Consider the following 25,309-nt stretch of genomic DNA (forward strand, 5'->3'; position numbering starts at 1 on the left):
GGGGTATAGTTGAATCGTCAACAACCCGGAGGGTGAGCGAAATGCAGTTCGGGATCTTCACCGTCGGTGACGTCACCGTCGACCCCACGACCGGCCGTGCCCCGACCGAGCACGAGCGCATCAAGGCGATGCTCGCCATCGCGCAGAAGGCGGAGGAGGTCGGACTCGACGTCTTCGCGACCGGTGAGCACCACAACCCGCCGTTCGTCCCGTCGTCCCCGACGACGATGCTCGGCTACATCGCCGCCCGCACCGAGAACCTGATCCTGTCCACGTCCACGACCCTGATCACCACGAACGACCCGGTGAAGATCGCCGAGGACTTCGCGATGCTCCAGCACGTCTCGGACGGTCGCGTCGACGTGATGATGGGCCGCGGCAACACCGGGCCGGTCTATCCCTGGTTCGGCAAGGACATCCGCGACGGCATCGACCTCGCGATCGAGAACTACGCGCTGGTCCGCCGCCTGTGGGACGAGGACGTCGTCACCTGGAAGGGCAAGTTCCGCACGCCGCTCCAGTCCTTCACGTCCACCCCGCGCCCGCTCGACGGCGTCGCGCCGTTCGTCTGGCACGGCTCCATCCGCTCCCCGGAGATCGCCGAGCAGGCCGCGTACTACGGCGACGGCTTCTTCCACAACAACATCTTCTGGCCCGCCAGCCACACCCAGCAGATGGTGAACCTGTACCGCCAGCGCTACGCCCACTACGGGCACGGCACCCCGGAGCAGGCGATCGTCGGCCTCGGCGGCCAGGTGTTCATGCGGAAGAACTCGCAGGACGCGGTGCGCGAGTTCCGCCCCTACTTCGACAACGCGCCGGTCTACGGCCACGGCCCCTCGCTGGAGGAGTTCACCCGCGAGACGCCGCTGACCGTCGGCTCCCCGCAGGAGGTCATCGAGCGGACCCTGTCGTTCCGTGACTACGTGGGCGACTACCAGCGCCAGCTGTTCCTGATGGATCACGCGGGCCTGCCGCTCAAGACGGTCCTGGAGCAGCTCGACCTGCTCGGCGAGGAGGTCGTCCCGGTGCTGCGCAAGGAGTTCGCGAACCTCAAGCCGGCGAACGTGCCGGACGCCCCGACCCACGCCGCCCGTGTCGCGGCCAAGAACGAGGAGGTCAAGAGCGCATGAAGCTCGTCGTCGTCTCGGCGGGGCTGAGCGCCCCGTCCTCCACCCGGCTGCTCGCCGACCGGCTGGCCGCCGCCACCCGGGAGCACGCCGGGGGCGACATCGACGTGCAGGTCATCGAGTTGCGGGACCTGGCCACGGAGATCGCCCAGCACTTCGTCACCGGGTTCCCGTCCTCCCGGCTCGCCGCCGCGCTCGACGCGGTGGCGGCCTCGGACGGCCTGATCGCGGTCTCGCCGGTGTTCGCGGCGTCGTACAGCGGACTGTTCAAGTCGTTCTTCGACGTCATCGACAAGGACGCGCTCACAGGGAAGCCGGTGCTCGTCGCCGCGACCGGCGGCACCGCCCGGCACTCGCTCGTCACCGAGCACGCCCTGCGCCCGCTGTTCACCTACCTGCGGGCCCTCGTCCTGCCGACCGCGGTCTACGCCGCCTCGGAGGACTGGGGCGACGAGGGCCTGGACCGGCGCATCGCCCGCGCCGGCGCCGAACTGGCCCGCTTCCTGTCCCCGGCCGCCACGGTGCCCCGCCCCGGCACGCCGGACGTGGACACGGCGGCGGCGATCGCGCCCCGCTCGCTGCACGGTGCGATCACCTCGGTCGACCCGGCGGACGGCTTCCAGGTCGTCCCCTTCGAGCAGCAGCTCGCCGCGCTCCGGGCCGAGTAGCGGCAGGCGCCCGGGTCGGGCAGGCGCTAGGGGCCGGGTGGCAGCTGAGCCCGGCCCGGCGCCTTCCAGGCCGTCCAGCCGGGAGTGCCCGGCAGCTCGTACGGGGTCCAGGCGCGGGCGTAGTGCGGCGGTCGCCGCCCGTGTGAGGTGAGCAGGACCGTCGGCACCCGGGCCGCGCGGCGCAGCAGCTCGGCCCGGGTGGTGGAGGCGTTGTTGCCGGTGATTTCCGCGGACGCGCACCCGGCGGCGTAGGCGATCGGCAGCGCGCGCGGGCCCGTGACCAGGCAGGGCGGCGTCAGCCCGAGGGAGCGCAGCCCGTGTGCCGCCGCGACGTAGCGGGCGTCCTTCGCCGCCGTCCCGGCCGTCTGCCGGTCGAGCACGAGGTACTGCCCGCCGAGCTGCACCGCGCACAGGGCGACGACCAGGACGGCGAGCGCCCGGGGCCGTGCGATCCGCACCGTCAGCGTGGCGACCGGCAGGGCCAGCAGCGCGTACGCGGGGAGGAGGAAGCGCGGCGCGGAGTACCCGATGAGCAGCAGGTACGAGACGCTGAGCGCGGTCGCGCAGGCGACGCACAGCACGATCGGGGTGAGGGGGACGGCCCGTTCGCGCCGGGCCAGGAGGACGGCCGCCGCCGCGAGCAGGGGGAGGGCGAGCCACCACAGGGACGTCCAGGCGAGGTCGGGCGGGCCGCTGGTGCAGGGACGGCACAGGTAGGGGCCGTTCAGGGCGTGCCAGGCCGTGCCGAGGTTCGGGTGGAGGCCGATGGCGCCCTCGGTGGCGCTGGACACGTGCAGGCGGGCGCGGACGCCGCCCCAGCGCGCGTACGCCTCGACGATCCACTGGGCCAGTCCCGCGGCGAGCCCGGCCGCGAGGAACGGCAGCATCCGCCGTCGCCCCCGTACCGCCACGGCGCAGACCGCCGGCGGCAGCGCCAGCCACACCGCGTCGGGCGCCCGGAACAGGGCGACGCCCGCGACGCAGCAGGCCAGCAGGACACCCCGGCCGCGCAGGAAACAGCCGACGGCGCCGACCGCGCCGAACGCCACCCACAGGTTGGGCATGGCCATCGGGCCGGACAGCAGCGTGATCCACAGGCTCGCGAACAGCAGCGCCGCGAGGGCCGTCACCCGCGTTCCGAGGAGGGGCCGCCACACCCGGAACGAGGCGTAGAGCGCGGCCGAGGACAGGACGGTCAGGACGACGCGCAGGACGGTCGTGGAGGCGGTGAGCGCGACGACCGGCGCGGTGAGCAGGCTCGTGCCGCGCGAGCGCGGGGCGCTGAAGAAGGCGGCCGGCCGGCGCGGGTCGTACTGCGAGAGGTAGACGGACTCGTCCCAGCCGAGCCCGTGGCGCAGCCGCGGTACGACCAGGGCGAGCGCGAGGAGCCCGTACAGGGCGGCGACGACGGCGAGCGGATCGATCCGCGGGCCGGTGCGGGTTCCGCTGCCGGGAGCGGGCCGGGAGACGGGTCGCCACCGACTTTGTCGACCCGTCTCCCGCCCCTGGTGCACCCGCCGCCCCCGGGACCCGAAGGCCGTGGATCCCGAGGGCGCGGGCGGTTCGGAGGGCATGGGACGTCGCTAGGGGTGCCGGGCGTGCGCGGCGGGGCCGGTGGGCCGGCGCCGGTCGGCGGGCTGGTCGCCGGGGCGCTCCGCGTGGGGGCCGCCGCCTCCGGGGCCCCGCAGGGCGCGGGCGTGGCGGCGGGCCCAGCCCGTGGCGCGAGCGGTGAAGCGCTGCCAGGTGCGGCGGTGGCGGGTCTCCCGCAGCTCGGCGAAGAGAAGGGTGTAGCGGGAGACGATCGGGGCCGGGTCGAAGCGGTGGGCCGAGGCGAGGGCGGCGGTGCCCATCGCGCGGCGGGCCGGGGCGTCCTCGATCAGGGCGACGATCGCCTCCGCGAGGGCGCGGGTGTCGCCGAGCGGGACGAGCCGGCCGTCGACGCCGTCCGTGATGATCTCGGCGGGGCCGAGCGGCGCGTCGGTGCTGACGACAGGCACTCCGCAGCGCATCGCCTCGACGAGCGTCATGCCGAACGACTCGGCGTCCGAGGCGCTGACCACGATCGACGCCCGCGCGAACTCCGGCTCGATCGGCGACACCGCGCCCATCAGGTGAGCGCGTCCGGTCAGGCCGAGCCCGCCCACGAGGTCACGCAGCCGCGCCTCCTGCGGGCCGCCGCCGTAGATCCGCAGTTGCCAGTCCGGCTCCTTCGCGGCGACCGCGGCGAACGCCTCCAGGAGCAGGTCGTAGCGCTTGCCGGGGGCGAGCCGGCCCGCCGCCGCGATGACCCGGGCGGAGCCGTCCGACGGGGGGACGTCGGCCGGCGGGACGATGTTCGGCACGGACAGGATCCGTACGCCGGGCAGCGGCATCCGCGCCCGGTACACGGCCGCGTCCGCCTCCGTCGTCGTGACGACCGCGTCCAGGAACCGGTAGTGCCGGGCCAGCTGCGCCCGCAGCTTCTTGCCGTGCGCGTCGTGCCGCAGGTGCTCCTGACCGATGCGCAGGGCGCGCCGCGGGCCCCACAGCGACAGATAGACGTTCAGCCCGGGGCGCGTACCGATCACGACGTCCGCGTCGCAGCGCTCCAGGTACGCGCGCACCCGCTGGTCGTGCAGCAGCGAGTACTGCTTGAACCGCTTCTCGGCCGACGGGAAGGCGCGGGCCGGGCGGGCGAAAGCGTCCAGATCACGGTCCGTGCCGTCCTCGCGCGCGTCGACCAGCGGGACCAGCGAGATCCTCGGGTCGAGGGCGAACCTCGGGTGCTCGCGGTGCCGGTTCATCGACGCGATCTCCACCTCGTGGCCGCCGTGCTCGGCGAGCGCGGCGGCGAGGTTGAGCGTGGTGCGCACCGTGCCGCCGATGGCGTACGCGTTGTGCAGCAGGAACACGATCTTCATGCGGAGTGCCTTCCCCGTGCCTTTCCCGGCGGACGCCGTCCGGCGGTGCGATGTCCCGCCTCACCGTGCTCCTCGCGGGTAAGCCGCTGCTCCGTGGCGGGTGAGAGCCGGGTAAGAAGCCGTTCGGCCGACCTCCGAACGAGGGAGCCGCGCACGTCACGGGGGCACACTGGGCAGGTGTCCGATTCCGCCGCACCCGCCCTGACCGTGCTGCTCGCCGAGGACGACCGGGCGATCCGCAACGCACTCGAACGCGCCCTGACCCTGGAGGGCTACGCCGTCACCGCCGTCGCCGACGGCGTCCAGGCGCTCGCCGCCGCCCACCGCGCGCGGCCCGACGTCCTCGTCCTCGACGTGATGATGCCGGGCATCGACGGCCTCCAGGTCTGCCGCGTGCTGCGCGCCGAGGGCGACAGCACGCCGATCCTGATGCTGACCGCGCTCGTGGAGACCCCGGACCGGATCGCGGGCCTGGACGCGGGCGCCGACGACTACGTCGTCAAGCCGTTCGACGTCGAGGAGGTCTTCGCGCGGCTGCGCGCCCTGCTGCGCCGCACGGCCCCCGCGCCGCAGCCGGAGCCGCTCGGGCCCGCCGCCGACGGCCAGGTGATCGCCGCGGACCTGCGCATCGACCCGCAGGCCCGGCGCGCCTGGCGCGGCAGCCGCGAGCTGGAACTGACCCGCACCGAGTTCGACCTCCTCGAACTCCTCGCCCGCAACCACGGCATCGTCCTCGACCACGCCACGATCTACGACCGCATCTGGGGCTACGACTTCGGCCCCGGCTCCAAGAACCTCGCGGTGTACGTCGGCTATCTGCGCCGCAAGGTCGACGACCCCGACGGGCCGCCGCTCCTGCACACCGTGCGCGGCGTCGGCTACGTCCTGCGGGAAGCGTGAACGGGCCGCGCGGGGACGCCCCCGGGGCGCGCGAGGACGCCCCCGCAGCGCCCGGGGACGTCCCCGAGGGGCCCGGGGCCAGGCCGCCGCGCAGCCTGCGCACCAAACTCGCGCTGTCGTTCGCCGCCGTCGCCGCCGGGGTGACCGCCCTGGTCGGCTTCCTCTCCTACGACGCCGCGGCCCGGCTGGTCCGCGTCGACCAGCAGGCCGTGTTCGACGAGGTCGTCCACGACCTGCGTCAGCAGGTCGGGCAACAGACGCTGAGCACCGGCGACTTCACCTCCGGCGACCCCGACCACGACGGGCCGCGCGACGACCTGACCCGCCCGGCCGGCACCGACGTGCAGGTCCTCGGCCCCGGCGGCGCCGTCATCGACGCGGGCAACCCGAGGCTGCCCGTCGACGCCGCCGCCCGCCGCACCGCCGACGCCGCGAAGGCCGGCACCCGCGCCGAGGACGACGAGGTGGTGATCGACGGCGACGTGTACCGCATGGCGACCGTCGCGCTCGGCGGCGGGCGCGGCGCGGTGCAGGTCGCGCAGGAGTTCAGCGACACCGAGGACCTGCTGCGGGAACTGCAGAAACGCACCGTGCTGTTCGCGCTGGCGGTGGTCGCCGCCGCGGGCCTGTTCGGCTGGTGGCTGGCCCGCCGCATCACCTCCCGGCTCGTCCGCCTGGCCGGCACCGCCGAACACGTCGCGTCCACCGGACGGCTCGACGTGACCGTGCCCGTGGAGGGCGGCGACGAGGTAGGCAGCCTGGGCCGCTCCTTCGACCGCATGCTCGGCCGGCTCGCCCGCTCCGTCGAGGACCAGCGGCGCCTCGTCCAGGACGCGGGCCACGAACTGCGCACCCCGCTCACCTCGCTGCGCACCAACATCTCCCTGCTGCGCCGCATCGAGGAGCTGCCGCCCGCCGCCCGCGAGGAACTCGTCGCCGACCTCGCCGACGAGTCCCGCGAACTGACCGACCTGGTCAACGAACTGGTGGACCTCGCGGCCGGCAAGGAGGACGAGGAAACGGTCGTCACCGTCGCCCTCGCCGACACGGCCGAGGACGTCGCGGCCCTGGCCCGGCGCCGCACCGGGCGTTCCGTGACGGTGCGGGCCGAGGGCGACACGGTCGTACGGGGGCGGGCCGCGCAGTTGCAGCGGGCGCTGTCCAACCTGGTGGAGAACGCGGCGAAGTTCGATCCGGCAGGCTCCGCCGCGATCGAGATCGTGGTGCGCCGCAGTGCCGGTTCGCCGTCCGTGCGGGTGGAGGTCCTCGACCGGGGGCCCGGGCTCGCAGCCGACGACGCGGAGCGGGTCTTCGACCGCTTCTACCGGGCGCCGGCGGCGCGGAGCCTGCCGGGGTCGGGGCTCGGGCTCTCCATCGTGCGGGATGTTGCGGCGGCGCACGGGGGTGTCGTGTTCGCCGCCGCGCGTGAGGGGGGCGGGGCGGTGTTCGGCTTCACGGTGCGGGGTGTTGAACCGGGCGCCTCGGACTCGCCGTGACTCCGCCCGTTCGTCGCCCGACCACCGGCCGGTGGGGCTTCTCGCGCAGTTCCCCGCGCCCCTGGAAGGCTGCGGCTTCGCCGCGCCTTCCCCCGAACACAGGCGCCCCGCACCTTGATCGGGGAAATGCGGCGCGCAGCGCCTGCATTTCAGGGGCGCGGGGAACTGCGCGACCAGCCCCCACCGGGCCCGCGGACGAAGTCGATTGACACTGGTCCACAATTGGCTGGCCCCGGCGGGGAGTTGGAGAGGACGATGCGTCACATGCGCTACTCCATCAACATCCCGAACTTCGGCGACTTCGCTGACGCCAGGACCGTCGCCCGCACCGCCGCGGCAGCGGAAGCGGCCGGCTGGGACGGCCTGTTCGTCTGGGACCACGTCGTGCACGACAAGAAGGTGCAGCAGGGCAAACCCTTCGGCGACCCCTGGATGCTGCTGACCGCGGCGGCCCTCGCCACAACCCGCATCCGCCTCGGCACCCTCGTCGCGGCCGTCCCCCGCTACCGCCCCGAACAACTCGCCCGCCAGACCGCCGGCCTGGACGCCCTCAGCGGTGGCCGGCTGATCCTCGGGGCCGGACTCGGCGGCCCCGTCGAGGACGAGTACGGCAGCTTCGGCGACACGACCGACCGCACCGTGCACGCGGAACGCCTCGACGAGGGCCTCGACCTGCTGACCCGCTACTGGTCCGGCGAGACCGTCGAGCACACCGGCGCCCACTACCGCGTCCAGGAGACCCAGCTGCTGCCCGCCACGACGCAGCGCCCCCGCCCGCCCGTGTGGATCGGCGGATTCTGGCCGCACCGGCGCCCGATGCGCCGCGCGGCCCGCTGGGACGGCGCGGCCCCGCTGTTCGCGGACGCGCTGCACGGGGTGCCGCCCGAGCCGGAGCTGCTCGCGGAGGCCGTCGCGTACGTACGGGCGCACCGGGAGGACCCGAGCGCCCCCTTCGAGATCGTCACCGGCGGCCTCACCCCGACCGACCCGGCCGCGGCCCGCGACATCGTCGGCCCGCTCGCCGACGTGGGCGCCACCTGGTGGGACGAGCGCCAGCTGCAGAGCGGCGGCTCCGTCGACTCCTACGAGGCGGTCCTGCGCCGCATCGAGGCGGGCCCGCCGAAGATCTGAGGCCCTACGGCCAGACCAGGCAGTACGGCTGATGCCCCGCCTCGTGGAGGCGGTGGCTGAAGTCCTGCCACTCGTGCAGCAACTGGTACACGTTGAACGCGTCCCGCGGCCCGCCGCGGTCCGGGACCGTCGACCAGATGAACGCCGCCGCGCCGACCGCCTCCTCGCCGACCCCGCGCAGCGGGTCGACGACGGTCATGGGGAGCTTGACCACCGCGTAGTCGGGGTGGAGCACGACCAGCTCCAGCGGCGGCACCTTGTGCAGGGGTATGCCCTCGATGCCGGTGAGGACCATCGCGGCCATCGTCTCCGGCTTGATCTTGGTGAACATGCCGCCCATGCCCAGCTCGTCCCCGCCGAGCTCCTCGGGACGCATGGAGATCGGGACGCGGGCCGCCGTCGCGCCGTCGGGCGCGCCGAAGTACTTGTAGGTCACCCCCACCCGGCCACCATTCCCGCCGCTCTCCCCGCCCGCCGCGCTGTCGACGCCTGCCCCGCCCTCGTCGTCCGTACCGTCCGAGGCACGCTGGGTCCGGGCCGCTCTGTCGTCGCGCCGGTGCTTCCCCCGCCGGGCACGCCGCGGGCCCAGGTCGTCGGTCCCCTCGCCCAGTCCGCCGCCACCGCGATGCATATCTCCACCCGACTGCTGTTCCAAGGGCACCAAGGCCCTTTTCTAGGCCGCGCGACCGCCGACGCGCAACCCGATCATCGTGTCAGTGACCTCCCCCACCCTCACCCGCCGAAACGTGCGAGTGAAACAACTGCGCGAGCGGTCGGCCCCCCGGGCCTGTCGGGCCCAGGACACCGAGTCTAGGCCGCTCCGGGTCTGCGCGGCAGGCCCGCAGGGACGGGCCGTAACCTGAGAGGCATGGCAGAGGCGAACAACACCCCCTATCCCTATGAGGCACCCGTATCTCAGGGGCTCTTCGACCGCGCGTCCGTGGTCACGCCCGGTGGCGTGAACTCCCCGGTGCGCGCGTTCCGAGCCGTGGGCGGTACGCCCCGTTTCATGGTGTCCGGTACCGGTCCCTATCTGACGGACGCGGACGGCCGCGAGTACGTGGACCTCGTCTGCTCGTGGGGGCCGATGATCCTCGGCCATTCCCACCCCGAGGTCGTCGCGGCCGTGCAGGAGGCCGTCGCGCGCGGCACCTCCTTCGGCACGCCCGGTGAGGGCGAGGTCGCGCTCGCCGAGGAGATCGTCGACCGGATCGCCCCGGTCGAGCAGGTGCGGCTCGTGTCCTCCGGCACCGAGGCCACCATGTCCGCGATCCGGCTGGCCCGCGGCTTCACCGGCCGCGCCAAGGTGATCAAGTTCGCCGGCTGCTACCACGGGCACGTGGACGCGCTGCTCGCCGCCGCCGGCTCCGGCCTCGCCACCTTCGGCCTGCCCGACACCCCGGGCGTCACCGGCGCCCAGGCCGGCGACACGATCGTCCTGCCGTACAACGACCTCGAGGCCGTCCGCGCCGCGTTCGCCGCCCACCCCGGTGAGATCGCCTGCGTCATCACCGAGGCCTCGCCGGGCAACATGGGCGTCGTCCCGCCGGCCGACGGCTTCAACGCCGGCCTCAAGGCGGTCTGCGCGGAGAACGGCGCGCTGTACATCTCCGACGAGGTCATGACCGGTTTCCGTACGTCGAAGGCCGGCTGGTTCGGCGTCGACGGCGTCGCGCCCGACCTGATGACCTTCGGCAAGGTCATGGGCGGCGGCTTCCCGGCCGCGGCCTTCGGTGGCCGCGCCGACGTGATGGCCCACCTCGCCCCCGCCGGCCCCGTCTACCAGGCGGGCACCCTGTCCGGTAACCCGGTCGCGACCGCCGCCGGCCTCGCCCAGCTGCGCCTCCTCGACGACGCCGCGTACGCGAAGGTCGACGCGGTCAGCGAGCAGCTGCGCACCCTGGTCACCGAGGCGCTCACCAAGGAGGGCGTCGCCCACCGCCTGCAGAACGCGTCCAACATGTTCTCCGTGTTCTTCACGGAGAACGAGGTGCGCAGCTACGACGACGCGAAGGCGCAGGAGTCGTTCCGCTTCACCGCGTTCTTCCACTCGATGCTGGCTCAGGGCGTCTACCTCCCGCCGTCCGCGTTCGAGTCCTGGTTCGTGTCGACCGCGCACGACGAGCGGGCGGTCGAGCGGATCGCCGCCGCGCTGCCCGCCGCCGCCCGCGCCGCCGCGGAGGCCACCGCATGAGCGTCCTGAACAGCGACTCCGGGCAGGGCGACAAGGACATCACCGTCGTCCACGTGATGCGTCACGGCGAGGTCCACAACCCGGAGGGGATCCTGTACGGGCGGCTGCCCGACTACCACCTGTCCGAGCTGGGCCGGCAGATGGCCGACCGGGTCGCCGAGCACCTCGCCCCGCGGGACATCACGCATGTCGTGGCCTCTCCGCTGGAGCGGGCGCAGGAGACCGCGACGCCGATCGCGAAGGCCCACGGCCTGGACCTGAACACGGACGCGCGGCTCATCGAGGCGGGCAACGTCTTCCAGGGCAAGACCTTCGGTGTCGGCGACGGCGCCCTGAAGAAGCCGGACAACTGGAAGCACCTCGTCAATCCGTTCAAGCCGTCCTGGGGCGAGCCCTACGTCGACCAGGTCGTGCGGATGATGGGCGCGCTCGACGCGGCGAAGGACGCGGCCCGCGGTCACGAGGCGGTCCTGGTCAGCCACCAGCTGCCGATCTGGATCGTGCGCTCGTACGTGGAGCGGCGCCGGCTGTGGCACGACCCGCGCAAGCGGCAGTGCACGCTCGCCTCGCTCACCACGTTCACCTACCTCGGCGACAAGATCGTGTCCGTGGGCTACACCGAGCCCGCCCGCGATCTCGTCCCCGCCCACCTCCTCGCCGGCGCCAAGCCGGTGAAGGGGAAGGACAAGGCGTTCGGCGCCTGAGCCGCTGTCAGCTGAAGGGCCGTCACTTCGTGGCGGCCCTTCGGCGTGCCCGCCCGCGCACTCGCCCGCCAGCCCGCCCGCGCTCTCGGCAAAACCTGCCCAAAGCATCGCGATTCCAGGAACCCGGGCGCCCGGCGCTCCCTCTAATCCAGTGCGCACCGAGACCGGGTGCGCGGCGTGATGAATGGGGACGCGATGCGCGATGTCAGCCGCAGGGGAATGCTCGGACTGGGAGCAGGGGCGGCCACCGCTCTGGCTCTGGCCGGCTGCGGATCGGGGAAGGCGCCGTCCGTCTCCACAGGGAAGCCCGGCCAGGGCGGGACCGGCGGCCCGGGCACACCCACCGCGCCCGCCGCCAAGCCGATCGGTGACGGCTCGACCGCGTACACCGGCAAGCAGCCGCACCAGCCGGCCCCGCCGGAGCGCCTGGAGCCGGGGCAGACCCCGCCGCAGTTCGTGATCTTCTCCTGGGACGGCGCGGGCGAGGTGGGCAACGGGCTGTTCCCCCGCTTCCTCGACCTGGCCCGTGAGCACAACGCGAGCATGACCTTCTTCCTGTCCGGGATCTACCTCCTGCCGGAGTCCAAGAAGCGGCTCTACCAGCCGCCGAACAATCCGGTGGGCGCCTCCGACATCGGCTACCTCACCGACGCCCACGTCAAGGAGACCCTCAAGAACGTGCGCCGGGCCTGGCTGGAGGGCCACGAGATCGGCACGCACTTCAACGGGCACTTCTGCGGCGGCTCCGGCTCCGTCGCCAACTGGACGTCGGCGCAGTGGCGCAGCGAGATCGACCAGGCGAAGTCCTTCGTCAAGGAGTGGCGGACGAACACCGGCTGGACCGACCTGCCGTCGCTGCCCTTCGACTACGACAAGGAGCTCATCGGCGGCCGCGCCCCCTGTCTGCTCGGCCAGCGGAACCTGCTGCCGACCGCCCGCGAGCTCGGCTGGCGCTACGACGCCTCCTCGCCCGGCGGCGTCCAGCGCTGGCCGGTGAAGAGCAACGGGGTGTGGGACCTGCCGCTGCAGGCCGTCCCCTTCCCGGGCCGCGGCTTCGAGGTCCTGTCGATGGACTACAACATGCTGGCCAACCAGTCGCTGAACTCGACGCGGGCCCCCGCGCACAACTACCCGCGCTGGCGCCGCCAGGCCACCGACGCCTACATAGCCGGCTTCGACCGCGCCTACGAGTCGAACCGCGCGCCGTTCTTCATAGGCAACCACTTCGAGGAATGGAACGGCGGCATCTACATGGACGCCGTCGAGGGCGCGCTCAAGCACATCGCCGCGAAGGCCGACAAGAACAAGGACGTACGGCTCGTGTCCTTCCGCCAGTTCGTCGACTGGATGGACGCGCAGGACCCCGCCGTGCTGGACAAAATGCGCACTCTGGACGTGGGTCAGAAGCCCGCGCAGGGGTGGGCCAAGTTCCTGACAAACCCTTCCTGAACTGGGATTTTCTCCGCGCGAGGGGGGTGCGGAAGATCCCCTAAACAGACATGCGAAACTTTTCACATGAGTGCCGCCCGACGCGCCCCCCGCACCACCCCCGCGACCAAGCGCCGCACCGCCGTCCTCGCCACCGGCGCCGCCGTCGCGGCACTGCTGCTGACCGCGTGCGGTAACGGCGGCACCCGTGGGGGCGGCAACAGCACCAACTTCGTGTCCAGCACCGGAGGCATCTCCACCGTCGCCAAGAGCGACCGCGGCGACGCGCCGGTGCTCGCCGGCAAGGACCTTGAGGGCAAGCCGCTCAGCACGGCCGACCACAAGGGCAAGGTCCTCGTCATCAACGTGTGGGGCTCCTGGTGCCCGCCGTGCCGCGCCGAGGCCAAGTACTTCGCCAAGGTCGCCAAGGAGTCTGACCCGAAGGACGTCCAGTTCCTCGGCATCGACACCCGGGACCCGCAGACCGACCAGGCGATCGCCTTCGAGAAGGACTACGGGATCCCCTACCCGAGCTTCTACGACCCCTCGGGCAAGCTCCTCCTGAAGTTCGAGAAGGGCACGCTCAACCCGCAGGGCATCCCGAACACCCTGGTCATCGACCGCGACGGCAAGATCGCCGCGCGCTCGCTGAAGGCGCTCAACGAGAAGACCCTGCACCAGCTGATCGACCCCGTCATCGCGGAAAAGTGATCGACGGTGTCCTCCACTCTCGTCACCCTCGCCGCTGACGGACTCGGCGGCACCGTGGAGAGCGGTGCCCTGGTCGTGGCCCTGCCCATCGCGGTGCTCGGCGGCCTCGTCTCCTTCTTCTCCCCGTGCGTGCTGCCGCTCGTGCCCGGCTACCTCTCCTACGTCACCGGTGTCTCCGGCACCGACCTGGCCGAGGCCCGGCGCGGACGGATGGCCGCCGGCGCCGCCCTCTTCGTCCTCGGCTTCACCGCCGTGTTCGTGTCCGGCGGCGCCCTCTTCGGCTTCTTCGGGCAGACGCTCCAGGAGTACCAGGACGTCCTGACCCGGATCCTCGGCGTCCTCATGGTCCTCATGGGGATCTTCTTCATGGGCCTGCTGCCCTGGATGACCCAGCGCGAGTTCCGCATCCACAAGCGGCCGGTGACCGGACTCGTGGGGGCCCCGATACTGGGCGCCCTTTTCGGTATCGGCTGGACCCCGTGCATCGGCCCCACGCTCGCATCCGTGAACGTCCTGGCGATGGGCCAGGGCAGCGCGGGCCGCGGCGCCATACTGATGGTCGCCTACTGCCTCGGGCTCGGCCTGCCCTTCGTGCTCGCCGCGGTCGCCTTCCGCAAGGCGCTCGGCGCCTTCGGCTGGGTCAAGAAGCACTACGCCTGGGTGATGCGGATCGGCGGCATCATGATGATCCTGACCGGCGTCCTCCTGCTCACAGGTGTCTGGGACACCCTGGTGCAGCAGATGCAGACCTGGTCCAACGGCTTCTCGGTGGGAATCTGATCCATGAGCACCACGAACAGCGGCAACAAGAGCGCCACGGACGCGACGCCCGGCCCGGCGCAGGAGCCGGCCGAGGCCCTCGCGACCGAGGCGACCGAGGCGACCGAGACGCCCGAGGCGTCCGAATCGGAGACGGCCGCGAACCGGCTCTCCACCGCGCCCGAGGAGGACCGCGCCCCGACCCTGCCGCAGCTCGGCGTCATCGGCTGGGTCCGCTGGTTCTGGCGGCAGCTGACCTCCATGCGGGTCGCGCTGATCCTGCTCTTCCTGCTGTCCCTCGGCGCGATCCCCGGATCGCTGATCCCGCAGACCGGCACCGACCCGCTCAAGGTCGAGGACTTCCAGAAGGCGCACACCACGCTCGCGCCGGTCTACGAGAAGCTCGGCCTCTTCCACGTCTACAGCTCGGTGTGGTTCTCCGCGATCTACATCCTGCTGTTCATCTCGCTCATCGGCTGCATCGTCCCGCGCACCTGGCAGTTCGTCGGCCAGCTCCGCAGCCGGCCCCCGGGCGCCCCCCGGCGTCTGACCCGGCTGCCCGCCTACGCGACCTGGCGCACCGAGGCCACCCCGGACGACGTCCGCGCCGCCGCGCTCACCGTCCTGCGCAAGCGCCGCTACCGCGCCCACGTCGCCGGTGACGCCGTCGCCGCCGAGAAGGGCTACCTGCGCGAGGCCGGCAACCTCGCCTTCCACATCGCGCTCATCGTGATGCTCATCGCCTTCGCCTGGGGCCAGCTGTTCAAGTCCGAGGGCGGCAAGCTGATGGTCGAGGGCGACGGAGGCTTCTCCAACGCCCTGCCGATGTACGACGACTTCAAGTCCGGCAACCTCTTCGACACGGACACCGACCTCACCCCCTTCAGCTTCCAGCTCGACAAGTTCGACGGCACCTACGAGCGCACCGGCCCCAACAAGGGCACCCCGCGCACCTACCGCGCCGAGGTCACGTACACCGAGGGCGCCGACGGGAAGCGGAAGAAGACCGCGATCGAGGTGAACAAGCCCCTCGACGTCGACGGCACCAAGGTCTACCTCAACGGCCACGGCTACGCGCCGACCGTCACCGTCCGCGACGGCAAGGGCAAGGTCGTCTCCCGGCAGTCCGTGGCGCTCCTGCCCATCGACGCCAACGTCACGTCCACCGGCGCCATCAAGGTCATGGACGGCTACCGCGACAAGAACGGGAAGAAGGAGCAGCTCGGCTTCAACGCCTTCTTCGTGCCCACCTTCGCGGGCTCCGGCAAGGGCGACATGTTCTCCCAGTTCCCCGCCGCGGACTTCCCCGTGCTCGCGCTGTCCGCGTACCACGGCAGCCTCGGCGTGGACTCGGGCATCCCGCAGAACGTGTACCAACTGGACACCTCCAAGATGAAGGAGTTCAAGGACTCCCAGGGCGAACTGCTGAAGAAGCGGCTGCTGCCCGGCGAGACCCTGAAGCTGCCGAACGGCGCCGGCTCGATCACCTTCGAGAAGGACATCAAGCAGTGGGCCAGCTTCCAGATCACGCACCAGCCCGGTGACGGCTGGGCGCTCGGCGGTGCGCTCGCCGCGATCGCCGGTCTGGCCGGTTCCCTGTTCATCCAGCGCCGCCGCGTCTGGGTGCGCGCCGTCGAGGGCCCCGACGGTGTCACCGTCGTCGAGATGGCGGGCCTGGGCCGCAGCGAGTCCGCGAAGCTCCCCGAGGAGCTCGGCGAACTCGTCGGTCAGCTGCACGACCAGGCGCCCAGCGCCCCCGAACCCGACTCCGCACCGTCAGCCGAAGGGGCTGGGAAATGACTCTCGCCGCCGCGACCAACGAGAACCTGGCGCACATCAGCAACGTCCTGATCTACTCGTCGATGGCCGTGTATCTGCTGTCGTTCTTCGCCAACATGGCCGAGTGGATCTTCGGCAGCCGGAGCAAGGTCGGCCGCACCGCCGCCGCCCTGACCGGCGCCGAGGAAGCGGACGGGACCGCCCGCGCGGGCGCGCCCGCCGTCACCGTGAAGAAGAAGGACGGCGGCACCGCCGTACTGGACCGTCCCGCGGTCGTCACCCGGGCGGGTGCCGGATCGCGTGACGTGCCGGACGGCCCCGGTGCCGCGGGCGACGACGCGCAGGGCGACCTCTACGGGCGTATCGCCGTCTCTCTCACGGCTCTCGCCTTCGTCATCGAGCTCGCCGGTGTCGTCACCCGGGCCATGTCCGTACAGCGTGCCCCGTGGGGCAACATGTACGAGTTCAGCATCACCTTCTCCACCGTCGCCGTCGGCGTGTACCTCGCGCTGCTCGCGCTGAAGAAGAACGTCCGCTGGCTCGGCCTCCCCCTGGTCACCACGGTCCTCCTCGACCTCGGCCTCGCTGTCACTGTCTTGTACACCGCGAGCGACCAGTTGGTTCCCGCTCTTCACTCGTACTGGCTGTACATCCACGTCTCGACGGCGATCTTCTGCGGCGCGGTCTTCTACGTCGGCGCCGTCGGCACGCTCCTGTACCTGTTCAAGGACAACTACGAGAGCAAGCTCGCGAACGGCGGCACGCCCGGCAAGTTCGCCACCTCCGTCATGGAGCGGCTGCCCGCCTCGGCGTCCCTCGACAAGTTCTCCTACCGCGTCAACGCGGCGGTCTTCCCGCTGTGGACGTTCACGATCATCGCGGGCGCCATCTGGGCCGGCGACGCGTGGGGCCGCTACTGGGGCTGGGACCCGAAGGAGACCTGGTCGTTCATCACCTGGGTCGCCTACGCCTGCTACCTGCACGCCCGCGCCACCGCCGGCTGGAAGGGCCGCAAGGCCGCCTACCTGGCCCTGATCGCCTTCGCCTGCTGGATCTTCAACTACTACGGCGTCAACATCTTCGTCACCGGCAAGCACTCCTACGCCGGCGTCTGAGCCGCGCGCAGGACACGCAGGACACGTACGACAACCGTGGCGCATGCCCCGCGAACGCGCGGGGCATGCGCCACGCTGGTTCCATGACCGAGAGCCGCATCGAGCAGGGCACCAGCCGCACCGAAGGCACCACCCGCACCCTGCACTTCACGCTGACCCTGCCCCACCCCGTCGAGAAGGTCTGGGCCGCCGTCGCGACCCCCGAGGGTCTGACCGGCTGGCTCGCCGCGGCGGACGTCCTGGAACCCCGGCTCGGCGGCGCGGTGACACTGCGCTGGCTCAACGGCGGCGACGCGTACCGGGGCCGGGTCACCGCCTGGGACGTGGAGCGGGTCGCCGAGTACACGCTCGAAGGCCTGCACGGCCGGATCCGCTTCCACCTGGAGCCGGGGACGATCCTGCGCTTCACGAACGAGTTCGAGGGCGACGACGCGCTGCGCCTGGACTGCCTCGCGGGCTGGCACGACCACTTCCTGATGCTGGCCGACGCGCTCGACGGCCGCCCCATGACGGCCGACGGCTGGGCCGCCTGGACCCGCGAACGCTGGCAGACCCTGCGCGACACCTACGCCGCCGCCCGGCCCTGACCTCAAGGAGGAAAGGGGCTCACGGCTCCAGCGAGCGCCAGATCCGGTCCGGGAGCAGCCGCGCCGCCTCGTCGGGTTCGACGCCGGAGACCCCGGCGAGCCAGCCGCGCGCGAAGCCGATCACGGGTCCGAGGACGAGCGCCTCCAGGACCGGCCCCGGCAGATCGGCGATCTGCCCCGCCGCCACGTACCCCTCCAGCCACTGCGTCAGCGGGGAGAGCCGGGCCTCCTGGGCGTCCCGCAGCTGCCGGGCCTGTTCCATCCCGAGCCGGTCCGCGTACGCGGAGTGCAGCAGGCGGGCCTCGTCCGGGTGGTCGCGGACGAAGGACAGGTAGGCGTGGACGAGGGCGTCGATCCCGGCGCGGGCGCCGCGGGGCTCGGCGAGGGCGCCGCCGAGGTGCTCCAGGAGCCGGCCGAGCCAGCGGACCACCAGCGCGTTCATCAGCCCGTCGACGCTGCCGAAGTGGTGGTAGAGGCTGCCGAGGCTCACCCCGCTCGTGCGGGTCAGGGCGCTGACGGTGACGCCCTGTTCACCGGCCTCGGAGTACACCGTCAACGCGGCGTCGAGGAGACGTTCGGCGGTCTCCGCGCCGCGTCGCTGCTTGGGACTCATGGTTACCGATCAGCCTAGAACACCGGATTCCGCCGTGCTTCCTAAAGTGAATTTCTAGAAAAGGACTCCAGTTCGGCGCCCGTTTGGGTCACACTGATCTTTCCCCGACCGGTGCCGTCGAGCAGTACGGGGGACCGCTCGGCGGCACCGGCCGGGACACGGGAGGCCTGCGCGGCGCGGATGCCGGAGGGGACATCCGCGCCCGGGCCCACCCGATCGTCCCGGACCGGCCTACGCGCCGATGTCCTCGTTCCACAGTTCCGGCCGCGCCGCGATGAACTCCGTCATCAGCGCCGCGCACTCCGGGTCGTCGAGCAGCACGATCTCGACGCCGTGCTCGGCCAGCCAGTCGTGCCCGCCGTGGAAGGTCCGCGCCTCGCCGATCACGACCCGCGAGATGCCGAACTGACGCACCAGGCCCGAGCAGTACCAGCAGGGGCTGAGCGTGGTCACCATCGTCGTGCCGCGGTACGAGCGCTGCCGGCCCGCGGCGCGGAACGCGTCGGTCTCGCCGTGCACCGAGGGATCGTCGTCCTGCACCCGCCGGTTGTGCCCCCGGCCGAGCAGCGTCCCGTCGGCGCCGTACAGCGCCGCCCCGATCGGAATGCCGCCCTCCGCGAGGGAGGCCCGCGCCTCCTCGACGGCAGTCGCCAGCCATGTACGGGCGAGATCCGGGTCCAGAGTCATCGTCAGTCCTTGTCCTCGCCCTGCTCCTTGCGGCGCAGCTCCTCCTCGCGGCGGCGCAGGTCCGCCTCCCAGTCCTTGAGGAGCGCCTCGTCCTTCTGGTTCTCCTTCTTGAGGGACTGGAGGAACTCCGGGTTGTCGTCCGGCGCGACAAAGGTGGCGCGGTGCCCGCGGTGCCACTCGGACGGCGTCGAACCGCCGGCGGGCACGCGGCGCTGCTTGCCGACCAGGAACCACAGGATCGGTCCGACCAGGATCTCGCCGAAGAGCAGGATGATGATCAGCCACACGACCTTCGGCAGTCCGCGCACCTCCTCCTCCGGCGTGTTGATGCAGTCGATGAACGCGTAGATCAACAAGGCCAGGACGAGCAGGAACGGCAGCAGGCGGAGCATGGTGTCGCGATCCCCCAAGGAGCGGTGCGGAGGGCCACGTGGCCCCCGGTGACCGGCCCAGGTTAGCCGGTGCCGGATACTGGACGGCATGGCTTACGACGATCTTCGCTCGCTGCTCCGGGCGCTGGAGCGCGAGGGCGACCTCAAGCGCATCAAGGCCGAGGTCGACCCGTATCTGGAGGTCGGTGAGATCGTCGACCGGGTGAACAAGGCCGGCGGCCCCGCCCTGCTCTTCGAGAACGTGAAGGGCGCCTCGATGCCCCTCGCGATGAACGTGTACGGCACCGACCGGCGCCTCCTGAAGGCCCTCGGCCTCAAGTCGTACGGCGAGATCAGCGACAAGATCGGCGGGCTGCTCAAGCCGGAGCTGCCGCAGGGCTTCGTCGGGGTGCGCGAGGCGTTCGGCAAGCTCGGCGCGATGGCGCACGTGCCGCCGAAGAAGGTGAAGTCCGACAGCGCCCCCGTGCAGGAGGTCGTGCTCACCGGCGACGACGTCGACCTGGAGCAGCTCCCGGCCCTGTTCACCTGGCCCGAGGACGGCGGCTCCTTCTTCAACCTGGGCCTGACCCACACCAAGCACCCCGAGACCGGTGTGCGGAACCTGGGCCTGTACCGGCTGCAGCGCCACGACAAGCGCACCATCGGCATGCACTGGCAGATCCACAAGGACAGCCGCAACCACTACCAGGTGGCCGCCAAGCGCGGTGAGCGGCTGCCCGTCGCCATCGCGTTCGGCTGCCCGCCCGCCGTCACGTACGCGGCGACCGCCCCGCTGCCGGGCGACATGGACGAGTACCTGCTCGCCGGGTTCGTCCAGGGCAAGCGCGTCGAGATGGTCGACTGCAAGACCGTCCCGCTCCAGGTCCCGGCCAACGCCGAGGTCGTCATCGAGGGCTGGCTGGAGCCCGGCGAGATGCTGCCCGAGGGCCCCTTCGGCGACCACACCGGCTTCTACACCCCGCAGGAGCCCTTCCCGGCCCTGAAGATCGACTGCGTGACGATGCGCAAGCGTCCGCTGCTCCAGTCGATCGTCGTCGGCCGCCCGCCGACGGAGGACGGTCCCCTCGGTCGCGCCACCGAGCGCTTCTTCCTGCCGCTCCTCAAGGTGATCGTCCCCGACATCGTCGACTACCACCTGCCCGAGTCGGGCGGCTTCCACAACTGCGCGATCGTCTCGATCGACAAGAAGTACCCCAAGCACGCCCAGAAGGTGATGCACGCGATCTGGGGCGCGCACATGATGTCGCTGACCAAGCTGATCGTCGTCGTCGACTCCGATTGCGATGTGCACGACCTTCATGAAGTCTCGTGGCGCGCGCTCGGGAACACGGACTACGCCCGTGACCTGACCGTCGTCGAAGGCCCGGTCGACCACCTCGACCACGCCTCCTACCAGCAGTTCTGGGGCGGCAAGGCGGGCATCGACGCGACGAAGAAGTGGCCCGAGGAGGGCTACACCCGGGACGGGGGCTGGCCCGAGATGGTCGCCTCCGACCCCCGTACGGCGGCCCTCGTGGACCGCCGCTGGAAGGAGTACGGGCTGTGAGCGCAGCAGAAGGACTACTCCCGCAGCCGGGACGCACCAAGGCCTTCCTGCGCCTGGTCATGATCGAGCACTCGGTCTTCGCGCTGCCCTTCGCCTACATCGCCTCCCTGACCGCGATGTTCCAGCTGGACAAGAACATCCACTGGGGGCGGCTGCTCCTGGTCACCATCTGCATGGTGGGCCTGCGCACGTTCGCGATGGCGGCGAACCGGATCATCGACCGCGAGATCGACGCCCGTAACCCGCGCACCGCGCACCGCGAGCTGGTCACCGGCGCGGTGACCGTGAAGTCGGCGTGGACCGGCGCCCTGATCGCCCTGGTGATCTTCCTCGGCGCGGCGGCCCTGCTGAACCCGCTCTGCCTGGCCCTCGCCCCCATCGCCGTGATCCCGATGGTCGTCTACCCCTACGGCAAGCGCTTCACGAACTTCCCGCAGGCCATCCTCGGCCTGGCCCAGGCGATGGGCCCGGTCGGCGCCTGGATCGCGGTCACCGGGACCTGGTCCTGGGACGCGGTCGTCCTCGGCCTCGCGGTCGGCGTCTGGATCGGCGGCTTCGACCTGATCTACGCCTGCCAGGACGTGGAGACGGACCGCGAGGTCGGCGTGAAGTCGGTCCCGGCCCGCTTCGGCATCCCCGCCTCCATCTGGGGCGCCCGCGCCTGCCACGCCGTCACCACGGCCCTCTTCGTCTGGTACGCCCTGGCGACGGACGCCGGCACCTTCTTCTGGGCCGGCCTCGTCATCGTGGCGGGCGCCTTCCTCTACGAGCACACGATCGTGAAGCCCCACGACCTCTCCCGCCTGAACCGCGCCTTCTTCCAGGTCAACGGCTTCATCGGGATCGCCCTTTTCGTGTGCGCGTTGCTGGATCTGCTGGTGCGGGGGTTGACGGTCTGACAGGCCGTCCCTCTCCGGCGACCGACGACCGGCGGTCAGGAACCGGATTCGAGCCATCCTGGCCGTCGGGGGTTCGGGGCGGAATGCGGGTGCGGGGTGAGTGGGTGCCGCTGCCTGCGGTGGTGGGTGCCGCCGCCTCGCCGCCCGTGCAGCAGTCGACTTTCAGCCACCGGGCTGCGAAGCCCCCGTCAGGGATCCGTACGGAGTGTGACCCACGGACTACCTTGCTGAGGTTGCTTCCAGTAAGGACGGCTACACGTATGGCCTCAGTCGCGGAGGCAACGCGGGGACGAATTATGAAACAAAGTGACATGAGTGCTGTGCGGCCCAGTCTGTGGCGGCGGGCCACCTTGATCAGTACATCCGTCCTGATGTTTGCGGCAGCAGGTGTCGGCTGCAGCAGCAATGGGGGCTCCGCCGAGTACAGTCGTCCTGCGTATTCTGCAGTTCCCTGCTGGGGTCTTGTTCCCGTTGGTCTGATCGATCCCGTCCTCGAATCCGGCAAGAAAGTCAGGGTCCGTAATGAGGGACTGGACAGATGGGTCAAGGATCGACTGGCTGCCAGGTGCAGCGGTCTTCAGGAGCGAGGCCCCGGGTCGTTCAACGCGCACGCTCGCTGGTGGCCGAAGAACCCGTACAAGAACCCGGATTCCGTCTACGCCTGGGAGGAGCCGCCCCAGCTCGGTGATGGGCTGAAAGTGGTGGGGAAGGACTGGGCAGAAGGTGGAGAGTCCTGGCAGTCGGGTGCGCGGGTTGCTATCCGGTGCGACCCCTCGACGCCGCCCCCTGGAGCGGTAGAGGACTATGCGCGATACAAATACCTTGAGGTCAAAGTCTGGGGCCATTTCAAGGACCGAGACGCCTACGCCAAAATGATGCTTTCGCTCGCCCGTGGCCTGGTCAAGAAGGCCGGGTGCACGAACAAGGTTGACCTGCCCCCTCCTAGTAAGGTGGGCTGACGCACATACTTCGTGGCGATCTCGGGATGCAGCAGCGAGGGTCTGGCCGTTCCCGCTGAGATCTGCAAAGTTCCCGTGTCCAAGTCCGTGATGTCTCCTCTCCTGACTGAGGGTAAAGAGCTCAAGCAGGATTACGAGAGCCTCCGGAGCCGGGGCGGGGCAACTTGTGACGTGCAGGTGGACGGCAAGCGGTCATGTTCGTGACGATTCTGAACGAGCAGGGGAAGCCCGACCCTGTCGATTGGGACGCCATCGCTTCAGTGCGCGGGAATGCAGCCAAGAGGGAAGTGCCTTTTCCTGGGGATGCGGTCGTTGGAAGTGACCAGAGCTGACCTTCTTGGTCCGGCCGGGGACGAACTCTTCGACAAAACGCTGGAGCTTCTTGCGCCCCTGCGCAGAGTCATCTGCACGGCCTAGCCATCCGCGCAAGGCTCCTGGAGGTCAGGGAGTCGACTCCGCGCCGTCGGGCGGCAGGGACGGGCCGGCGCCTTCGGTGTTGCTCGGCTCGTCCTCCTGCGGAATGAAGCGCGAGATGTCGTCCGTCTCCGTGCTGACAGGGGTGGATGAGGGATCCGTCGGGTACGCGAAGGGGCCCGCGTGGTTGTGCATGAGCAGAAGCATGCCGCCGACCAGCACGAGGGTGATGACGATCAGGGCGAGGCCGACAGGGTTCTGGGGGTTGTACTCGTATCGGTTCGTTCCCAGCGGGCTCTTCTTGAAGACTGGTTCGTCCGGGTCGAATGGCACAGGTGAACCGTAGGGCGGCGCCTGGGGTGCGGAAAGGGAGGAGACCGGCAGAGGGGAGGGCTCCCTCACTGCCTGCCCGGTCCGGTCAGCCGGCCTGTTCCGAGTCCGACTCCGCTCGCGCTGTGCGGAGGATTTCCGGGGCTTCACGGGAGACGTAGGAGCTCATGGCGGGTTCCGTGACGCATGCACAACGGCTGGTCGACGAGGCGAGGCCCGCTGAGCTGCGGCATGGCCTGGTCCCGGCGGGCGACTGTGCCGCGCTGCGGGAAGGCGCCCATCTGTTCCGCTCGCCCGTCGACGCGCGCCGCCCGCTCACCGCGTACGAGAACGCTCTGCGCGGAGCCGGCCCCGCTGCTGCCCGCTACTGACCGCCCCGCGGCCGCCGCAACACGAACGCCGCCCCCACCCCCGCCGCGAGGCCCAGCAGGTGGCCCTGCCAGCTGACGCCCTGCTGGAGGGGGGAGAGGCCGGTGAGGATGGCGGCGCCGTAGTAGGCGGCGGCCAGGACGCCGGCGATGATGCCGAGCGGGCGGCGCTCGAAGAAGCCGCTGCACAGGACGAAGCCGAAGAGGCCGAAGATGATGCCGGAGGCGCCCGCCGTGTTCGTGTGCGCCGGGGCGACGAGCCAGACGCCGAGCCCGCCGACGACGGCGATCATCGTGACGGCGTACACGAAGCGGCGCAGGCCGCTGAGCGCGGCGACGAAGCCGAGGACGAGCAGCGGCAGGGAGTTCGCCGCGAGGTGGGCGAAGCCGAAGTGGATGAAGGAGGAAGGGATCACGTCGACGAGCTCGGCGGGGTCGCGGGGCTGGACGCCGAAGCGGTCGAGGGAGTGCCCGGTGACGGTGTCGACGGCCTCCAGGGCCCACAGCAGGGCGAGCCAGCCCAGCATCACCTTGGCGGCCGGAAGTATGCGGTCGCGGGCCGACCATCGCGGCACGGTGTCCTGTGAACTCTCGTACGTCATGTCGCCCCACCCCTGGGTTCGCTCGGCCCCTGCTCAAGTCCCCATTGTGGACCGCCGGATAGGCTCGTGGTGTGGAGCACGTGAAAGCAGAAGACCGCAGGCCCTGGGTGGTCGGGGTGTCCGGCGCGTCCGGGACCCCGTACGCGGCGTCCGTGCTGCGCGCGCTGATCGCGGCCGGTGAGGCCGTCGATCTGGTCGTCTCGCGGGCCTCGCGCCTGACGCTGCTCGACGAGACGGGCATCTCCTTCCGGGACGCGCACTGGCGCGAGGACCTGGGGGAGTGGCTGGCGCGCGGGGCGGACGGCAAGCCGGGCACGTTCGAGGGGATCGACCTGGACGGGGTGCGGTACTGGCCGGCCGGGGATCTCGCGGCGGGCCCGTCCTCGGGTTCGTACCGGGCCAAGGGGATGATCATCGTGCCCGCGTCCACGGCGTGCGTGGCGGGCGTGGCGCTCGGGCTGTCGAAGGACCTGTTGCAGCGTGCGGCGAGCGTGACGCTCAAGGAGCGGCGTCCGCTGGTGGTCACGGTGCGGGAGACGCCGCTGAACGGGCAGACGCTGAAGGCTCTGGTGACGCTGGACGAGGCGGGCGCCGTGGTGGTGCCCGCCTCGCCGGCGTTCTACGCGGGGGCGACGCACATCCAGGATCTGGTGGACTTCGTCGCGGGGCGGGCGCTGGACGCGGCAGGAGTGCCGCACACGCTGTACCGCCGTTGGGAGGGAGAGCTGGGGGGAGGCTCTCGGGAGAGCTAGCGCTTCTTCGCGCGCGCGGCCTTCTTGGCGGCGCGGCGGGCGTCGATGGCGGACTGGTGGACACGCGCACGATTGGCCTGGTCCTGCATCTCGCGCATGCGGGCGTAGGCCATCTCGATCGTCGTGAACACGGTGACAACACTCCTGAGAATCGTTGGTTTCGATGGATCTGAAGTGATCCAGTGATGTGACTTTAGGTTTCGCGGTGCGTTAGCCCCGCATGCCTTAGATTCTACACGTAAACT

At 71.1% G+C, this 25,309-nt stretch carries 26 protein-coding genes; 17 read left to right on the top strand and 9 right to left on the bottom strand.

Translation table 11 applies throughout. The features are described from left to right. The first annotated feature begins 41 nt into the window (after positions 1-41). Together ACZ4E1_RS17020 and ACZ4E1_RS17025 are read left to right on the top strand one after the other, a co-directional pair. Complete coding sequence (locus ACZ4E1_RS17020; protein WP_467539980.1) at positions 42-1,133, top strand: LLM class flavin-dependent oxidoreductase; 1,092 nt, start codon at positions 42-44, stop codon at positions 1,131-1,133. Further along, positions 1,130-1,798, top strand: coding sequence for a CE1759 family FMN reductase (locus ACZ4E1_RS17025; protein ID WP_467539886.1), 669 nt, complete (start codon positions 1,130-1,132; stop codon positions 1,796-1,798). Before ACZ4E1_RS17020 ends, ACZ4E1_RS17025 begins: the two co-directional genes overlap by 4 nt. A gap of 26 nt (positions 1,799-1,824) precedes the next feature. On the opposite strand, the gene ACZ4E1_RS17030 is transcribed toward ACZ4E1_RS17025, so the two are convergent. Beyond that, complete coding sequence (locus tag ACZ4E1_RS17030; RefSeq protein WP_467539887.1) at positions 1,825-3,372, bottom strand: hypothetical protein; 1,548 nt, start codon at positions 3,370-3,372, stop codon at positions 1,825-1,827. 9 nt (positions 3,373-3,381) lie between these two features. After that, a complete protein-coding gene (locus ACZ4E1_RS17035; RefSeq protein ID WP_467539888.1) occupies positions 3,382-4,698 on the bottom strand; it encodes a glycosyltransferase family 4 protein in 1,317 nt (438 codons plus the stop codon). Positions 4,699-4,875: 177 nt separating this feature from the next. Between ACZ4E1_RS17035 and ACZ4E1_RS17040 the strand changes: the two genes are divergently transcribed. From ACZ4E1_RS17040 to ACZ4E1_RS17050, 3 genes are all read left to right on the top strand, one after another. Further along, positions 4,876-5,598 (top strand): response regulator transcription factor, encoded by a 723-nt coding sequence (locus ACZ4E1_RS17040; RefSeq protein WP_467539889.1) that lies wholly within the window; start codon positions 4,876-4,878, stop codon positions 5,596-5,598. Positions 5,599-5,693: 95 nt separating this feature from the next. Then, a complete protein-coding gene (locus ACZ4E1_RS17045) occupies positions 5,694-7,094 on the top strand; it encodes a HAMP domain-containing sensor histidine kinase (protein ID WP_467539981.1) in 1,401 nt (466 codons plus the stop codon). Between the two features lie 264 nt (positions 7,095-7,358). Further along, positions 7,359-8,225 (top strand): LLM class flavin-dependent oxidoreductase, encoded by an 867-nt coding sequence (locus tag ACZ4E1_RS17050; RefSeq protein WP_467539890.1) that lies wholly within the window; start codon positions 7,359-7,361, stop codon positions 8,223-8,225. A gap of 4 nt (positions 8,226-8,229) precedes the next feature. Here the strand turns inward: ACZ4E1_RS17050 and ACZ4E1_RS17055 are convergent, their stop codons facing one another. Then, positions 8,230-8,856, bottom strand: a complete 627-nt coding sequence (locus tag ACZ4E1_RS17055; RefSeq protein ID WP_467539891.1) for a hypothetical protein — start codon at positions 8,854-8,856, stop codon at positions 8,230-8,232. 237 nt (positions 8,857-9,093) lie between these two features. On the opposite strand from ACZ4E1_RS17055, the gene hemL reads away from it, so the two are divergent. From hemL to ACZ4E1_RS17095, 8 genes are all read left to right on the top strand, one after another. Further along, a complete protein-coding gene (hemL, locus tag ACZ4E1_RS17060; RefSeq protein WP_467539892.1) occupies positions 9,094-10,419 on the top strand; it encodes a glutamate-1-semialdehyde 2,1-aminomutase in 1,326 nt (441 codons plus the stop codon). Beyond that, positions 10,416-11,123 carry a histidine phosphatase family protein gene (locus ACZ4E1_RS17065; RefSeq protein ID WP_467539893.1) on the top strand — a complete coding sequence of 236 codons (708 nt, stop codon included), beginning with the start codon at positions 10,416-10,418 and terminating at the stop codon, positions 11,121-11,123. Before hemL ends, ACZ4E1_RS17065 begins: the two co-directional genes overlap by 4 nt. Positions 11,124-11,318: 195 nt before the next feature. Beyond that, on the top strand, positions 11,319-12,572 hold the full coding sequence (locus ACZ4E1_RS17070; protein ID WP_467539894.1) for a polysaccharide deacetylase family protein: 1,254 nt from the start codon (positions 11,319-11,321) through the stop codon (positions 12,570-12,572). A gap of 66 nt (positions 12,573-12,638) precedes the next feature. Continuing rightward, a complete protein-coding gene (locus ACZ4E1_RS17075) occupies positions 12,639-13,262 on the top strand; it encodes a TlpA family protein disulfide reductase (protein ID WP_467539895.1) in 624 nt (207 codons plus the stop codon). Positions 13,263-13,268: 6 nt separating this feature from the next. Continuing rightward, positions 13,269-14,042 carry a cytochrome c biogenesis CcdA family protein gene (locus tag ACZ4E1_RS17080; protein WP_467539896.1) on the top strand — a complete coding sequence of 258 codons (774 nt, stop codon included), beginning with the start codon at positions 13,269-13,271 and terminating at the stop codon, positions 14,040-14,042. A 3-nt stretch (positions 14,043-14,045) separates the two neighbouring features. Next, on the top strand, positions 14,046-15,821 hold the full coding sequence (gene resB / locus ACZ4E1_RS17085) for a cytochrome c biogenesis protein ResB (RefSeq protein ID WP_467539897.1): 1,776 nt from the start codon (positions 14,046-14,048) through the stop codon (positions 15,819-15,821). Then, entirely contained in the window at positions 15,818-16,915 is a 1,098-nt protein-coding gene (gene ccsB / locus ACZ4E1_RS17090) for a c-type cytochrome biogenesis protein CcsB (protein ID WP_467539898.1), read from the top strand. Before resB ends, ccsB begins: the two co-directional genes overlap by 4 nt. Before the next feature lie 83 nt (positions 16,916-16,998). Beyond that, positions 16,999-17,502, top strand: coding sequence for an SRPBCC domain-containing protein (locus ACZ4E1_RS17095; RefSeq protein WP_467539899.1), 504 nt, complete (start codon positions 16,999-17,001; stop codon positions 17,500-17,502). Between the two features lie 19 nt (positions 17,503-17,521). On the opposite strand, the gene ACZ4E1_RS17100 is transcribed toward ACZ4E1_RS17095, so the two are convergent. The 3 genes from ACZ4E1_RS17100 to ACZ4E1_RS17110 form a co-directional block, all read right to left on the bottom strand. After that, on the bottom strand, positions 17,522-18,115 hold the full coding sequence (locus ACZ4E1_RS17100) for a TetR/AcrR family transcriptional regulator (RefSeq protein ID WP_467539900.1): 594 nt from the start codon (positions 18,113-18,115) through the stop codon (positions 17,522-17,524). Between the two features lie 231 nt (positions 18,116-18,346). Further along, positions 18,347-18,802, bottom strand: a complete 456-nt coding sequence (locus ACZ4E1_RS17105) for a nucleoside deaminase (RefSeq protein ID WP_467539901.1) — start codon at positions 18,800-18,802, stop codon at positions 18,347-18,349. Between the two features lie 2 nt (positions 18,803-18,804). Then, on the bottom strand, positions 18,805-19,194 hold the full coding sequence (locus tag ACZ4E1_RS17110) for a PLD nuclease N-terminal domain-containing protein (RefSeq protein ID WP_467539902.1): 390 nt from the start codon (positions 19,192-19,194) through the stop codon (positions 18,805-18,807). Between the two features lie 88 nt (positions 19,195-19,282). On the opposite strand from ACZ4E1_RS17110, the gene ACZ4E1_RS17115 reads away from it, so the two are divergent. Further along, positions 19,283-20,740, top strand: coding sequence for a menaquinone biosynthesis decarboxylase (locus ACZ4E1_RS17115; RefSeq protein WP_467539903.1), 1,458 nt, complete (start codon positions 19,283-19,285; stop codon positions 20,738-20,740). Next, the gene (gene mqnP, locus ACZ4E1_RS17120) at positions 20,737-21,639 is read left to right on the top strand and encodes a menaquinone biosynthesis prenyltransferase MqnP (RefSeq protein WP_467539904.1); all 903 of its coding nucleotides are present in this window, start codon (positions 20,737-20,739) and stop codon (positions 21,637-21,639) included. The genes ACZ4E1_RS17115 and mqnP overlap by 4 nt, the downstream gene beginning before the upstream one ends. A gap of 1,400 nt (positions 21,640-23,039) precedes the next feature. On the opposite strand, the gene ACZ4E1_RS17125 is transcribed toward mqnP, so the two are convergent. Then, positions 23,040-23,345: a hypothetical protein gene (locus ACZ4E1_RS17125; protein WP_467539905.1), complete on the bottom strand. Its 306-nt coding sequence runs from the start codon at positions 23,343-23,345 to the stop codon at positions 23,040-23,042. Between the two features lie 176 nt (positions 23,346-23,521). Here ACZ4E1_RS17125 and ACZ4E1_RS17130 point away from each other — a divergent pair, with 176 nt between their 5' ends. Further along, a complete protein-coding gene (locus ACZ4E1_RS17130; RefSeq protein WP_467539906.1) occupies positions 23,522-23,713 on the top strand; it encodes a hypothetical protein in 192 nt (63 codons plus the stop codon). Here ACZ4E1_RS17130 and ACZ4E1_RS17135 read toward each other — a convergent pair. After that, complete coding sequence (locus ACZ4E1_RS17135; RefSeq protein ID WP_467539907.1) at positions 23,707-24,312, bottom strand: rhomboid family intramembrane serine protease; 606 nt, start codon at positions 24,310-24,312, stop codon at positions 23,707-23,709. The genes ACZ4E1_RS17130 and ACZ4E1_RS17135 overlap by 7 nt on opposite strands. Before the next feature lie 71 nt (positions 24,313-24,383). On the opposite strand from ACZ4E1_RS17135, the gene ACZ4E1_RS17140 reads away from it, so the two are divergent. Beyond that, a complete protein-coding gene (locus ACZ4E1_RS17140) occupies positions 24,384-25,064 on the top strand; it encodes a UbiX family flavin prenyltransferase (RefSeq protein WP_467539908.1) in 681 nt (226 codons plus the stop codon). On the opposite strand, the gene ACZ4E1_RS17145 is transcribed toward ACZ4E1_RS17140, so the two are convergent. Beyond that, positions 25,061-25,195, bottom strand: coding sequence for a hypothetical protein (locus ACZ4E1_RS17145; RefSeq protein WP_262928338.1), 135 nt, complete (start codon positions 25,193-25,195; stop codon positions 25,061-25,063). The genes ACZ4E1_RS17140 and ACZ4E1_RS17145 overlap by 4 nt on opposite strands. Positions 25,196-25,309: the final 114 nt, after the last annotated feature.

Source organism: Streptomyces sp. NPDC025806 (genome assembly GCF_055558275.1).